12 protein-coding genes are annotated in these 13,415 nt (G+C 73.9%); all 12 read right to left on the bottom strand.

Translation table 11 applies throughout. The annotated features are described in order from the left end of the window. Positions 1-27: 27 nt before the first annotated feature. The 12 genes from pyrF to aroC all read right to left on the bottom strand — a co-directional run bounded on the left by pyrF (position 28) and on the right by aroC (position 13,397). Positions 28-915, bottom strand: a complete 888-nt coding sequence (pyrF, locus tag SOY78_RS06180) for an orotidine-5'-phosphate decarboxylase (RefSeq protein WP_036336596.1) — start codon at positions 913-915, stop codon at positions 28-30. After that, entirely contained in the window at positions 912-4,217 is a 3,306-nt protein-coding gene (gene carB / locus SOY78_RS06175) for a carbamoyl-phosphate synthase large subunit (protein WP_324701290.1), read from the bottom strand. The genes pyrF and carB overlap by 4 nt, the downstream gene beginning before the upstream one ends. Before the next feature lie 3 nt (positions 4,218-4,220). Then, positions 4,221-5,405, bottom strand: coding sequence for a glutamine-hydrolyzing carbamoyl-phosphate synthase small subunit (carA, locus tag SOY78_RS06170; protein ID WP_324701289.1), 1,185 nt, complete (start codon positions 5,403-5,405; stop codon positions 4,221-4,223). After that, positions 5,402-6,028, bottom strand: a complete 627-nt coding sequence (locus SOY78_RS06165) for a hypothetical protein (RefSeq protein ID WP_036380937.1) — start codon at positions 6,026-6,028, stop codon at positions 5,402-5,404. Before SOY78_RS06165 ends, carA begins: the two co-directional genes overlap by 4 nt. Further along, positions 6,025-7,404, bottom strand: a complete 1,380-nt coding sequence (locus tag SOY78_RS06160; RefSeq protein WP_061867309.1) for a dihydroorotase — start codon at positions 7,402-7,404, stop codon at positions 6,025-6,027. The genes SOY78_RS06165 and SOY78_RS06160 overlap by 4 nt, the downstream gene beginning before the upstream one ends. Continuing rightward, positions 7,401-8,384: an aspartate carbamoyltransferase catalytic subunit gene (locus tag SOY78_RS06155; protein ID WP_036313715.1), complete on the bottom strand. Its 984-nt coding sequence runs from the start codon at positions 8,382-8,384 to the stop codon at positions 7,401-7,403. The genes SOY78_RS06160 and SOY78_RS06155 overlap by 4 nt, the downstream gene beginning before the upstream one ends. 3 nt (positions 8,385-8,387) lie before the next feature. Continuing rightward, on the bottom strand, positions 8,388-8,996 hold the full coding sequence (gene pyrR / locus SOY78_RS06150; protein ID WP_036380946.1) for a bifunctional pyr operon transcriptional regulator/uracil phosphoribosyltransferase PyrR: 609 nt from the start codon (positions 8,994-8,996) through the stop codon (positions 8,388-8,390). A gap of 169 nt (positions 8,997-9,165) precedes the next feature. After that, positions 9,166-9,618: a transcription antitermination factor NusB gene (gene nusB / locus SOY78_RS06145; RefSeq protein ID WP_324701288.1), complete on the bottom strand. Its 453-nt coding sequence runs from the start codon at positions 9,616-9,618 to the stop codon at positions 9,166-9,168. Continuing rightward, positions 9,611-10,174: an elongation factor P gene (gene efp, locus SOY78_RS06140; protein WP_324701287.1), complete on the bottom strand. Its 564-nt coding sequence runs from the start codon at positions 10,172-10,174 to the stop codon at positions 9,611-9,613. Before efp ends, nusB begins: the two co-directional genes overlap by 8 nt. 120 nt (positions 10,175-10,294) lie before the next feature. Beyond that, positions 10,295-11,464 (bottom strand): 3-dehydroquinate synthase, encoded by a 1,170-nt coding sequence (gene aroB, locus SOY78_RS06135; RefSeq protein ID WP_081097731.1) that lies wholly within the window; start codon positions 11,462-11,464, stop codon positions 10,295-10,297. Beyond that, positions 11,461-12,165, bottom strand: a complete 705-nt coding sequence (locus SOY78_RS06130; RefSeq protein WP_141842941.1) for a shikimate kinase — start codon at positions 12,163-12,165, stop codon at positions 11,461-11,463. The genes aroB and SOY78_RS06130 overlap by 4 nt, the downstream gene beginning before the upstream one ends. Further along, on the bottom strand, positions 12,162-13,397 hold the full coding sequence (aroC, locus tag SOY78_RS06125; RefSeq protein ID WP_036313697.1) for a chorismate synthase: 1,236 nt from the start codon (positions 13,395-13,397) through the stop codon (positions 12,162-12,164). The genes SOY78_RS06130 and aroC overlap by 4 nt, the downstream gene beginning before the upstream one ends. Between the last annotated feature and the right edge of the window lie 18 nt (positions 13,398-13,415).

Here is a 13,415-nt window from a genome sequence, read left to right as displayed (position 1 = left end):
CACGGGCGCGCCGGGAGGACGCGGGCGTCACCGCAGGGCGGCGCGATTCTCCTCGATCGTGTCCACCAGCGAGGCCACCGACGGGCCCGCGCTCAGGATGCCGCGGGACGAGGTCGCCAAGACCTGCGGCCAGGCCGTCCCGAAGTCGGCCCGCATGCCCCGGGCCGTGGCGCCCTGGGCACCGAACCCGGGCGCCAGCAGGGGCCCGCCGAGGGCCGGCAGGTCCAGGCCGAGGCGGTCCGCCTCGGCGGCCACCGTGGCGCCCAAGACGAGTCCCACCGGCCCCCACGCGTCGTCGCCGCGCAGGGCCGCGTTCTCGGCGGCCGCCGCCGCGGCGATGCGCCGGGCGACCGATCCCTCGGCCGACCCCTCGCCCACGTGCTGGACCTCGCGGCCCTCCGGATTGGAGGTCAGCGCGAGGACGAACACGCCGCGGCCGGCCTCGTGGGCGGCGCGGATGGTCGGCACGAGGGTGCCGAAACCCAGGTACGGGCTGAGCGTCACCGCATCCGCGGCCAGGGGCGAGGCGTCGGCGATCCACGCGGCGGCGTAGCCGTCCATGGTGGAGCCGATGTCACCGCGCTTGGCGTCCGCGATCGTGAGCACCCCGGCGTCCCGGGCGGCCGCGAGCAGCCGCTCCAGGGCCGCCAGGCCGGCCGATCCGTGGCGCTCGTACAGCGCCACCTGGGGCTTGATCGCCGCCACGCGGGGCCCCTCGGGACCCACCGCCGCCTCGAGGGCGGTTAGGGAGAACGCCTCGAGGCCCGCCGGGGTGTCGCTCAGGCCCCACTGCCGCAGCAGGCCCGGATGGGGGTCCACGCCGAGGCACAGCGGACCGGCCGTCTCCATGGCGTGGGCCAGCCGCCGCCCGAAGGGGGCGCGGGGCCCCGCGCCGCCCGTCGCCGTCGTGGTCACGCCGCGGCCTCCGGACCGGCGACAGCCTGCTGCAGGCGCGCGTCGTGCTCCTGCAGTGAGGTGACGGACCACTCGTAGGACCGCATGGCCTCGATGGCCTGCAGGCACGCCCCGAACTCGGCCGTGGTCGTGATCACCGGCACGCCGAGCGACGTCGCGGCCGCGCGGATCTCGTAGCCGTCCGTGCGGGCGTCGCCGCCGGAGGGCGTGTTCAGCACGAGATCGACGGTGCCGGCGTGCAGCTGCTCCAGCACGGTGCCCGCGCCGTCCTCGTGCCCGGCGTCGGCGATCTTCGCCACGACCTCCGCGGGGATGCCGTTGCGCCGCAGCACCTCGGCGGTGCCGCCGGTGGAGACCACCTGGAAGCCGAGGTCGACGAGGCGCTTGGCCTGGCCCACGAGGGTGCGCTTGTCCCGGTTCGCGACCGACACGAACACGCGCCCCGAGGTGGGCAGCGGGCCGCCGGCGGCGGACTGGGACTTGGCGAACGCGGTGTCGAAGTGCTTGTCGATGCCCATGACCTCGCCCGTCGAGCGCATCTCCGGGCCCAGCAGCGAGTCGACCACGCGGCCCTCCGCGGTGCGGAAGCGGGTGAACGGCAGCACCGCCTCCTTGACCGCCACGGGCGCGCCGATCGGCAGGGTGCCGCCGTCGTACGCCGTGGGCAGCATGCCGGCCGCGCGCAGGTCGGCGATGCTCTCGCCGACGCCGATCCGCGCGGCCGCCTTGGCCAGCTGGACGCCCGTGGCCTTCGAGACGAACGGCACGGTCCGCGAGGCGCGCGGGTTCGCCTCGATCACGTACAGCACGTCCGAGGCGAGCGCGAACTGGATGTTGATCAGGCCGCGCACGCCGACGCCGGCCGCGATCCGCTCGGTGGCGCGGTGCACGCGCTCGAGCACGTCCGGGCCCAGGGTGACGGGGGGCAGCACGCACGCGGAGTCGCCCGAGTGGATGCCCGCCTCCTCGATGTGCTCCATGACGCCGCCGAGGTACAGCTCGGTGCCGTCGTAGAGGGCGTCGACGTCGATCTCGATCGCGTCCTCGAGGAAGCGGTCCACGAGCATCGGCTGGTCGGGGGTGATCTCCGTCGCGTGCTCCACGTAGTGGGCCAGCGCCTCCTCGGAGTACACGATCTCCATGCCGCGGCCGCCGAGCACGTAGGAGGGGCGCACGAGCACGGGGTAGCCGATCTCGTCCGCCACGCGCTTGGCGTCGTCGAAGGAGACGGCCGTGCCGTTCTTCGGCGCCACCAGGCCCGCGCGCTCGAGCACGAGCGCGAACTCACCGCGGTGCTCGGCCAGGTCGATGGCCGCGGGCGAGGTGCCCAGGATCGGCACGCCGGCGTCGGCGAGCTGCTGGGCCAGCTTGAGCGGGGTCTGGCCGCCGAGCTGCACGAAGACGCCGCGCACGCCGCCGGAGGCCTCCTCTGCCGCGATGACCTCCAGGACGTCCTCGAGCGTGAGCGGCTCGAAGTAGAGGCGATCGGAGATGTCGTAGTCCGTGGATACCGTCTCCGGGTTGCAGTTGACCATCACGGTCTCGTAGCCGGCCTCGCGCAGCGCCATGGTGGCGTGCACGCACGAGTAGTCGAACTCGATGCCCTGGCCGATCCGGTTCGGGCCCGAGCCGAGGATGATCACCGACTCGCCCTCGTGCGGGGCGACCTCGGTCTCGAGGTTGTAGCTGGAGTACCGGTACGGGGTGAAGGCCTCGAACTCGGCGGCACAGGTGTCCACGGTCTTGTAGACGGGGCGCACGCCCAGGGCGTGACGCACGCCGCGCACGACCGCGGCGTCCATGTGCCGCAGCGAGCCGATCTGGGCGTCGGAGAACCCGTGCCGCTTGGCGCGGCGCAGCAGGGCCTCGTCGAGGACCTCGGCGTCGCGGATCTCGTCCGCGACCTCGTTGATGAGCACGAACTGGTCCAGGAACCACGGGTCGATCGCGGTGGCCTCGAAGGCCTCCTCGATCGTGGCGCCGGCGTAGAGCGCCTGCTGGGTCTGGGAGAGCCGGTCGGCGGTGGCCGTGCTCGCCGCCGCGAGCAGGGCCTGCGGGTCGGCGTCCTGCGGGAACGCGAGCTCCGAGCCCTTCTGCTCGAGCGAGCGCAGGGCCTTCTGCAGGGCCTCCGTGAAGTTGCGGCCGATGGCCATGGCCTCGCCGACCGACTTCATGGTGGTGGTCAGCGTGGGATCCGCCGCCGGGAACTTCTCGAACGCGAAGCGCGGGACCTTCACGACCACGTAGTCCAGGACCGGCTCGAAGGACGCCGGGGTCTTCTGGGTGATGTCGTTGGGGATCTCGTCCATCGTGTAGCCCAGGGCCAGCTTGGTGGCGATCTTGGCGATCGCGAAGCCGGTGGCCTTCGAGGCCAGCGCCGAGGAGCGGGAGACGCGCGGGTTCATCTCGATGACGACGACGCGCCCGTCCACGGGGTTCACCGCGAACTGGATGTTGCAGCCGCCGGTGTCCACGCCGACCTCGCGGATGACGTTGATCGAGATGTCCCGCAGCTTCTGGTACTCGCGGTCCGTCAGCGTCATGGCCGGGGCCACGGTGATGGAGTCGCCGGTGTGCACGCCCACGGGGTCCACGTTCTCGATGGAGCAGACGACGACGACGTTGTCGTTCTTGTCCCGCATCATCTCCAGCTCGTACTCCTTCCAGCCGAGGATGGACTCCTCGAGCAGGACCTCGGAGGTCGGGCTGTACTGCAGGCCGGCGCCGCAGATGCGGTACAGGTCGGCCTCGTCGTAGGCCATGCCGGAGCCGAGGCCGCCCATCGTGAACGAGGGGCGCACCACCACGGGGTACTTCAGGTCCTCGACGGCGGCCAGGGCCTCCTCCATCGTGTGCACGATGTGGGACCGGGCGGATTCGCCGCCGGCACGCTCCACGACGCCCTTGAACAGCTCGCGGTTCTCGCCGAGCTCGATGGCCTCGATGTTCGCGCCGATCAGCTCGACGCCGAAGCGCTCGAGCACCCCGTCCTTGTCGAGGGCGATGGCGGTGTTCAGCGCCGTCTGGCCGCCCAGGGTGGGCAGCAGGGCGTCCGGGCGCTCCTTCTCGATGATCTTGGCGACCACGGCCGGGGTGATGGGCTCGACGTAGGTGGCGTCGGCCAGCTCCGGATCGGTCATGATCGTGGCCGGGTTGGAGTTGACGAGGACGACGCGGACGCCCTCCTCCTTGAGGACGCGGATGGCCTGGGTGCCGGAGTAGTCGAACTCGGCGGCCTGGCCGATCACGATGGGGCCGGAGCCGATGACCAGGACGGACTTCAGGTCGGTGCGCTTGGGCATGGATCAGGCTCCTTCGGTGGCGGGGGTGGTGGCGGTGCGGTGCTCGGTGAGCAGCTGCACGAAGCGGTCGAACAGGTCGAGGGTGTCGTTGGGGCCGGCCGCGGACTCCGGGTGGAACTGCACGGAGAAGGCGGGCCGGTCGAGCAGGCGCAGGCCCTCGACGACCTGGTCGTTCAGGGACCAGTGGGAGACCTCGACGCGGCCGAAGCGCGACTCCGGCGCCTCGATCGGCTCGCCGAGGGGGGCGTCCACGGCGAAGCCGTGGTTCTGGGAGGTGATGGCCACGCGGCCCGTGGCCTTGACCAGCACCGGCTGGTTCGGGCCGCGGTGGCCGAACTTCAGCTTGTAGGTGTCGAAGCCGAGCGCGCGGCCGAAGATCTGGTTGCCGAAGCAGATGCCGAAGAACGGCAGGCCGGCGTCGAGGACCTCGCGCAGCAGCTCCACCTGGGCGTCTGCCGTGGCCGGGTCGCCGGGGCCGTTGGACAGGAAGACGCCGTCCGGGTCCACGGCGCGGATGCCGGCCAGGTCCGTGGCCGCGGGCAGCACGTGCACGCGGATGCCGCGGGAGGCCAGGTGCCGCGGCGTGGCGGCCTTGATGCCGAGGTCGAGGGCGGCGATCTCGGCGATCGGCTCGCCCTCCCAGCCGTGCTCGGCCGGCTCGATGACGTACGGCTCCTCCGTGGTGACGGACTCCGCGAGGCGGGCGCCGGCCATCGACGGCTGGGCGCGCACCTCCGCCAGCAGCTCGGCCTCGGGGCGGGCGGCGTGCTCACCGGAGAACACGCCGGCGCGCATCGAGCCCTCGGTGCGCAGGCGGCGGGTGATGGCCCGGGTGTCGACCTCGCGGATCCCGACGACGCCGAACGCCTCGAGCTCCTCGTCGAGGCTGCGCTCGGCGCGCCAGTTGGACGGACGCCGGGCGGCGTCGCGGACCACGTAGCCGGCGGCGAAGATCGCCCGCGACTCGCGGTCGGCGTCGTTGACCCCGGTGTTGCCGATGTGCGGGGAGGTCTGCACGATGATCTGCCCCGCGTAGGACGGGTCGGTGAGGGTCTCCTGGTAGCCGGTCATGCCCGTGGTGAACACGGCCTCGCCCAGGGTGCGGCCGCGGGCGCCGTAGGCCCGGCCGCGGTGGACGGTGCCGTCCTCGAGGACGAGCAGGGCCAGGTTGTCGGTGGGGGTGCTCATCGGGGGTCTCCTTCTCCTGCGCGGCCGGCCGGGTCGGCCGGGGCGGGGTCGATGATGGTCTGCAGGGCGGCGAGGAGCCGGTCGCGGTCCTCGGGGCGGTCGGGGCGGAAGGCGGAGGTGAGTTCGACGTCGCCGAGGCGCCAGCCCCAGGCGACGAGCCCGCCCGGCTCGACGAACTTGCCGGCGATCCCCGCGGACAGGCCGGCCTCGACGAGGTCGTCCGCGGGGATGAACAGGTTGGCGGCCCCGGGGCGGAGCACGAGCAGGCCGCGGTGGGCGCCGGCGTCGTGGACCTCGAGGACGGCGCGCGAGCGCAGGCCCAGGCCGTGCACCGCCACGCGGTCCAGTCGGTCCTCGCCGCGCACCGTGCCCACGTGCATGCCCTCCGCGGACAGCGTCGGCTCTGCGTCGTAGAGGGCCGTCGGCACGGGGGCCGGGGCCGGGATCCCGGCCTGCGCCCGGCGGCGGGCCCGCCACCCGAGGGCCAGCAGGCCGAGCAGCACGAGGACGACGGCCAGGGTGCCCAGGGTCACCGGCAGCCACACGTCCGCGTAGTCCTTCGTCGGGGTCCGCGGGGGGACGGGTCGGGCCGCCAGGGCGGCGGCCAGGGGGGTGATGCTCACGCGCGCTCCCCCGTCTCCGTCAGGGCCGGGTGGCGGTACGGCCGGGCGGGGGCGCCGTCGGCGACGACGCGGGCACCGCGATAGACCGTGTGGCGCACCGCGCCCGGCAGCTCCATGCCCCGGTACGGGCTGTTGCGGGACTTCGTCAGGTGCTGCTCGGGGTCCACGGTGCGGCGGGCCTGCGGGTCCACGAGCACGAGGTTGGCCACCGCGCCGACGCGCGGGACGCCGCGCTCGTCGGCCTGGCCCTGGTCGGTCAGGCCGGCGATCCGGGCCGGCGCCGTGGACATCACGCGGGCGACGCCGGCCCAGTCCATCAGGCCGGTGTCCACCATCGCCCGCTGCACCACGGACAGGGCGGTCTCGAGGCCCGTCATGCCCATCGCCGCGACCGTCCACTCGCACTGCTTGGTCTCGGCGGTGTGTGGGGCGTGGTCGGTGCCCACGGTGTCGATGGTGCCGTCGGCCAGCCCGGCGCGCAGGGCCATCACGTCGGACTCGCGGCGCAGCGGCGGGTTGACCTTGAACACGGGGTCGTAGGAGCGGACGAGCTCCTCGGTGAGCAGCAGGTGGTGCGGGGTGACCTCGGCGGTCACGGCCACGCCCTGGGCCTTGGCCCAGCGGATCAGCTCGACGGAGCCGGCCGTGGAGACGTGGCACACGTGCAGGCGGGAGTCCACGTGCTGGGCCAGCAGCACGTCACGGGCGATGATGGCCTCCTCCGCCACGGCGGGCCAGCCGGCCAGGCCGAGGACGCCGGAGAGCTCGGACTCGTTCATCTGGGCGCCGGCGGTGAGGTTCGGCTCCTGCGCGTGCTGGGCCACGAAGCCGCCGAAGGACTTCACGTACTCGAGGGCCCGGCGCATCAGCACGGCGTCGTGGACGCACATGCCGTCGTCGGAGAACATGCGCACGCGGGCCTGCGAGTCGGCCATCGCGCCGAGGTCGGCCAGGGCCTCGCCTGCCAGGCCCACGGTCACCGCGCCCACGGGGTGCACATCGCACCAGCCCGCGTCCCGGCCCAGCCGCCACACCTGCTCCACCACGCCGGCGGTGTCGGCCGTCGGCGTCGAGTTGGCCATCGCGTGGACCGAGGTGAAACCGCCCATCGCGGCGGCGCGGGTGCCGGTCTCGACCGTCTCCGCGTCCTCCTTGCCGGGCTGGCGCAGATGGGTGTGCAGGTCGACGAGCCCGGGCAGCAGCACCAGGCCGGCGCAGTCGACCTCCTCGGGGGCCGGGTCGAGGCCGGCGGCGTGGGCCGCGGCGTCCGGGCCGAGGGCGGCGATCCGGCCCTCGGCGACGAGCACGTCGGCGGTCTCGCCCGTGGTCAGGCGCGCGCTGCGCAGCAGCAGGGGGGCGGGGCTGGGGGCGCTCACGGGCGGACCTCCTGGTCGTGGTTGAGGACGAGGTGCAGGACCGCCATGCGGACGGACACGCCGTTGGCGACCTGTTCGAGGGCGGTGTTGCGGGGCGAGTCCGCCGCCGCCGGGCTGATCTCCAGGCCGCGGTTCATCGGGCCGGGGTGCATGACCACGGGCTCGTCGAGCAGGGCGCCGCGGCCGGCGGTGAGGCGGGCGAAGCGGTCGTCGGTCAGGCCCCAGGTCCGGGTGTACTCCCCCGCGGACGGGAAGAAGGCGCCGCCCATCCGCTCGGCCTGGACGCGGAGCATCATGACGGCGTCGGGGCCGGCGTCGAGGGCCTCGTCCAGCGAGTAGGTGACCTGGCACGGCCACGCGGCCACGCCCACGGGCAGCAGGGTGGGCGGGGCGGCCAGGGTGACCTGTGCGCCCAGCGTGCTGAGCAGCCACACGTTGGACCGGGCCACGCGCGAGTGCAGGATGTCCCCCACGATCACCACGCGCATGCCGGTCAGGTCCCGGCCGACCAGGTCCTCTCCCGTCGCCGCGGCGAGGCGCCGGCGCAGGGTGAAGGCGTCCAGAAGGGCCTGGGTGGGGTGCTCGTGGGTGCCGTCGCCGGCGTTCACGACGGCGGAGCGCACCCAGCCGGAGTCGGCCAGCTGGCGGGCCGCGCCCGAGGACCAGTGGCGCATCACGATGGCGTCCGCGCCGATGGCCTCGAGCGTCTGGACGGTGTCCTTGAGCGACTCCCCCTTGGAGACGGACGATCCCTTCGCGGAGAAGTTGATCACGTCCGCGGAGAGCCGCTTGGCGGCGGCCTCGAAGGAGATGCGGGTGCGGGTGGAGTCCTCGAGGAAGAGGTTCACCACGGTGCGGCCGCGCAGGGCGGGCAGCTTCTTGACCTCGCGCTGGTTGACGGCGGCCATCTCCTCGGCGGTGTCGAGGACGGCGAGGGCGTCGGCGCGGGAGAGGTCGGCGGTGGACAGCAGGTGGCGCACGGCTCAGCCCTCCCGGGTCGCGACACGGTCGACGATGCTCACGGCGTCCTCGGTGACCTCGCCGGTGCCCTCGGGGCCGTCGACCTCCATGAGCCGGACCTGGACGCGTTCGGCGGTGGAGGTCGGCAGGTTCTTGCCCACGAAGTCGGCCCGGACGGGCAGCTCGCGGTGCCCGCGGTCCACGAGGACGGCCAGGCGCACGGCGGCGGGGCGGCCCAGGTCGGCGATCGCGTCGAGGGCGGCCCGCACGGTGCGGCCGGAGAAGAGGACGTCGTCCACGAGCACGACGACGGCGCCGTCGAGGGGGACCTCGGGCAGGCGGGTGGGCATCGGGGTGCGGGCCGTGCCGCGGCGGAGGTCGTCCCGGTAGAGCGTCACGTCCACCTCGCCGACGGCGGCGATGGGGTCGAAGGCCGGCTCGATGCGGGCCAGCAGGGCGCCCAGCCGCCGGGCCAGGGGCGCCCCGCGGCGCGGGATCCCCATCAGGACGAGACCCTCGGCACCCTTGTTGGACTCGAGGATCTCGTGGGCGATCCGGGTCAGCGCCCGGTCGATCTCGGACGCGGACAGCACGGTCCGGGCAGCACGAGGTGCGGCGGGATCAGTTCCCATGCCGGCGCCTCCTTCCCCGCCTCACAGGACGGCTCTTAAAGGATGCGTGGTCCGTCCCCGGGCGCCGGTGGGCCCCCGCGTGGGACGTCGTCGACTCTACCAGCGAGGCCCGGCCCACGGCGCGGATGACGCGGTGCGGGACGGGCCTCGTGACGGAGCTCTCGGCGGCTCAGGCGAGCAGTGTCGGCTTGACCTGCTGCAGGCGGCCGAGCAGACCGTTGACGAACTCGGGCGAGTTGTCCGTGGACAGCTGGGCGGCCAGGGCGACGGCCTCGGAGATGGCGACGGCGTCCGGCACGTCGTCCTGGAACAGCAGCTCCCAGGCCCCCACGCGCAGGATCGCCCGGTCGACGGCGGGCATGCGGTCCAGGGACCAGCCGCGGGAGTAGGAGCTCAGGGCCTCGTCGAGCCGCTCCTGGTCCGCGATGACGCCTTCCACGAGCCGCTGGGTGTAGGCGTTCACCTGCAGGTCGGTGCTCTCGCGGCGGGTACGGATGCCCTCCAGCACGGTGGAGCCGCGCTGCTCGGCCTCGAACAGGATCTCCACCGCACGCTGCCGGGAGCGGCTGCGCGCCGTGGTCCCCCGCTTGGCAGCGGAGCCGGCGGAGGCCCGCTCAGTCATTGACGCGGCCGAGGTAGTCGCCGGTCCGGGTGTCGACCTTGACGCGGGTGCCCTGCTCCACGAAGAGCGGCACCTGGATCTCGGCGCCGGTCTCCACGGTGGCGGGCTTGGTGCCGGCGGACGAGCGGTCCCCCTGCAGGCCCGGCTCGGTGTAGGTGATCTCCAGGACCACGGACGCCGGCATCTCGAGGTACAGCGGCGTTCCCTCGTGCAGGGCGATGACCACCTGGGTGTTCTCGAGCATGTACTTCGCGGCGTCGCCGACCACGGCCCCGGGCACGGTGATCTGGTCGTAGTCCTTGACGTCCATGAACACGTAGTCCGCGCCGTCCTGGTAGAGGTACTGGTAGTCGGAGCGGTCCACGGTGGCGAACTCGACCTTGGCGCCGGCGTTGAAGGTCTTGTCCACGACCTTGCCCGTGGTGATGTTCTTCATCTTGGTGCGGACGAACGCGCCGCCCTTGCCCGGCTTGACGTGCTGGAACTCGGTGACGTTCCAGAGCTGGCCCTCCAGCTTCAGGACGACGCCGTTCTTGATGTCGTTGCTCGTTGCCACGTGTGTGTGCTCCCGATCGGTCTCGCGGACCGTCACGGGTCCGCCTGCAGTGGGTGGGGTCTTGGATGTGCGCGGGCCAGTCTACGGGAGGCCCCGCGCGGGGCCGGGGTCAGCGGCGGCTCACTCCGCGATCTCCTGGTACGCCGCGAAGAGCAGGGACGCGTCCGGGATGTCCACGGTGGTGGGCTGCGCGAGCCCGTCCAGCAGGACGAAGCGCAGCTGGTCGCCGCGGTTCTTCTTGTCCCGGCGGATGCCCTCGAGCAGGGTCTGCCACCGGTCCCCGCGGTAGGAGACGGGCAGGCCCAGGGCCGTCAGCACCGACCAGTGGCGGTCCGCGGTGGCGTCGTCGAGCCGGCCGAGGGAGCGGGCCAGCTCCGCCGCGAAGACCAGGCCCACGGACACCGCGGCGCCGTGGCGCCACTGGTAGCGCTCGGCGAGCTCGATCGCGTGCCCCATCGTGTGGCCGTAGTTCAGTGCCTCGCGGGCCCCCGACTCGCGGGGGTCGCGGGAGACGACGTCCGCCTTCACCCGGATCGAGCGCTCGATCAGCTCGCGCAGCCGCGCGGAGTGCGGGTTCTGGGCCTGGGCCGGGTCCTCCTCGATGAGGTCGAGGATCGCGGGGTCGGCGATGAAGCCGCACTTCACGACCTCGGCCAGGCCGGAGATCAGCTCGTTGGCCGGCAGGGTGAGCAGCGTGTCCAGGTCGGCCAGCACGCCGGCCGGATTGTGGAACGCCCCCACCAGGTTCTTGCCCTCGGCGGTGTTGATGCCGGTCTTGCCGCCCACCGCCGCGTCCACCATGCCCAGCAGGGTGGTGGGCATGTGCACGACGCGGACGCCGCGCAGCCACGTGGCCGCCACGAAGCCGGCCAGGTCGGACACGGCGCCGCCGCCCACGGAGACGATCGCGTCCGACCGGGTGAAGTCGTTCTGGCCGAGCACCTGCCAGCAGAACCCGGCCACCTGCAGGTGCTTGCCCTCCTCGGCGTCCGGGATCTCGGCGGTCAGTGCGGTCAGGCCCACGGCCTCGAGGTCGTTCTTGACGACGTCGCCGGTGGCCCGGAGGGCGCGCGGATGGATGACCAGCACGCGTCGGACGGTCGGGCCGAGCATGTCCGGCAGGCGCGCGAGCAGGCCCCGGCCCACCACCACGTCGTAGCCGCCGTGCACGGCCGCCTCGTGGCCGCCGGCCACGGGGATGACCGTCACGTCCTCGGGTGCGGCCGGAGCGGCCGCGGGCGCCGCCCCCGGGGTCTCCTGCTCGGTGATGTCCGGCTCACGGTCGGTCATGGGTGTGACTCACTCCTTCGGGGGCGGTGGGCGTCCCCCACGATACGCCAGGCCGCCTCGGCGGCCGTCAGGCCTGTGGTGTCGAGCACGAGGTCGGCGACCTCGCGGTACAGCCCCTCGCGTTCGGCGAGGATGCGCCGCCAGGTCCCGGCGGGGTCTCCGGCCAGGACGGGGCGGCCCGCGCCGCCGCCCACGCGGCGCAGCGCCTCCTCCTCTCCGACAGCGAGGTAGACGACGTCGGAGTCCGGCCCGGCCAGCGCGCGGCGGGTGCCCGGATGCAGGACGGCGCCGCCGCCGCACGAGAGGACGCACGGGGCGGGTCGGCCGAGCACATGGCCGATGACGCGCGCCTCCTCCGCCCGGAACGCGGCCTCGCCGTGCTCGGCGAAGAACTCCGGGATCGGGCCGTGCACCTGGGCGAACAGCTCGTCGGAGTCCACGAAGGGCAGCCCGGTCACGGCGGCCACGGCCCGGCCGACCGTCGTCTTCCCGGCCCCCATCGGGCCGACGAGGACGATCCGGCGGGCCGGGCGCGTGTCCGGGTCCTCGTCGGCCGCGGCGGCCACCGTGGCCGCGGCCGTCAGGCGCGCCTCGAGGGCACCGGTCATGCCCTCCCACGGGCACACGGTGACGGGCCCGGGGACGGGACGCGTGCTCGAGTCCGGTCCCGGGGCCGGCGCGGTCCCGGGGGTGTCGGTCACGGCAGGGGGTCGCCCATCGGGCCGTCCGCCACGACGTCGGCGCCCGGCTCCGGCAGGGCGGGGACCGCGGCCTGGAACGCCTCGAGGTTGCGGCGCGTCTCGGCCACGGAGTCGCCGCCGAACTTCTCGAGCATCGCGTCAGCCAGGACGAGGGCGACCATGGCCTCGGCGACGATGCCCGCGGCGGGCACGGCCGCCACGTCGGAGCGCTGATGGTGGGCCGTGGTCTCCGCGCCCGTGGCGACGTCGACCGTGGGCAGCGCGCGCGGCACCGTGGCGATCGGCTTCATCGCGGCGCTCACGCGCAGCAGCTCGCCCGTCGACATGCCGGCCTCGATGCCGCCGGCCCGGTCACTCGTGCGCCGGGGGCGGCCGTCCGCGCCGCGGGCGATCCCGTCGTGGGCGGCGGAGCCGCGTCGGGCGGCCGTGGCGAACCCGTCGCCGACCTGCACGCCCTTGATCGCCTGGATGCCCATGAGCGCGCCGGCCAGCCGCGCGTCGAGACGGCGGTCCCAGTGCACGTGGGAGCCCAGGCCGATCGGCACGCCGTACGCCAGCACCTCCACGACGCCGCCGAGGGTCTCCCCGGCGCGGTGGGCGTCGTCGACCTCGGCGACCATCGCCGCGGAGGTCTGCGGGTCGAGGCAGCGGACCGGGTCGGCGTCGAGGCGGGCCTCGTCCTCGGGGACGGGGAACGGGTGGCCCTCCGGCAGGGCGGCCTCCCCGAAGGCCACGGTGTGGGAGACGATCCGCACGCCGAGCTCGCCGAGGAAGGCGCGGGCGACGGTGCCCAGGGCCACACGGGCGGCGGTCTCCCGGGCCGAGGCGCGCTCGAGGAGGGGGCGGGCCTCGTCGAAGCCGTACTTCTGCATGCCGGTCAGGTCGGCGTGGCCGGGCCGCGGGCGGGTGAGCGCCGCGTTGCGGGCCAGACCGTCGAGCTCCTCCGCGGGGACGGGATCGGCGGCCATCACCTTCTCCCACTTGGGCCATTCCGTGTTGCCCACCTGGATCGCCACGGGCGAGCCGAGGGTGCGGCCGTGGCGGACGCCGCCGAGGATCGTCACCGCGTCCTGCTCGAACTTCATGCGCGCGCCGCGCCCGTACCCCAGGCGGCGGCGCGCGAGCGCGTCCTGCACGTCCTGCGTCGTGACCGGGATCCCGGCCGGCAGTCCCTCTACGATTCCTGTGAGCGCGGGGCCGTGAGACTCCCCCGCTGTCAACCAGCGCACCATGGCGTGCAGTCTCTCACG

The organism is Micrococcus sp. HOU01 (assembly GCF_035609305.1).
GTDB lineage: Bacteria > Actinomycetota > Actinomycetes > Actinomycetales > Micrococcaceae > Micrococcus > Micrococcus luteus.
The sequence above is the reverse complement of the archived record's forward strand: the minus strand, read 5'-3'. Positions and strand labels throughout refer to the sequence as shown.

Bases quoted from the DNA above. Each gene is read 5' to 3' on its own strand.
- nusB (WP_324701288.1), bottom strand. From the start codon at position 9,618: ATGACTGAGCGGGCCTCCGCCGGCTCCGCTGCCAAGCGGGGGACCACG.
- carA (WP_324701289.1), bottom strand. From the start codon at position 5,405: ATGAGCACCCCCACCGACAACCTGGCCCTGCTCGTCCTCGAGGACGGC.
- pyrR (WP_036380946.1), bottom strand. From the start codon at position 8,996: ATGGGAACTGATCCCGCCGCACCTCGTGCTGCCCGGACCGTGCTGTCC.
- aroC (WP_036313697.1), bottom strand. From the start codon at position 13,397: ATGGTGCGCTGGTTGACAGCGGGGGAGTCTCACGGCCCCGCGCTCACA.
- aroB (WP_081097731.1), bottom strand. From the start codon at position 11,464: ATGACCGACCGTGAGCCGGACATCACCGAGCAGGAGACCCCGGGGGCG.
- carB (WP_324701290.1), bottom strand. From the start codon at position 4,217: ATGCCCAAGCGCACCGACCTGAAGTCCGTCCTGGTCATCGGCTCCGGC.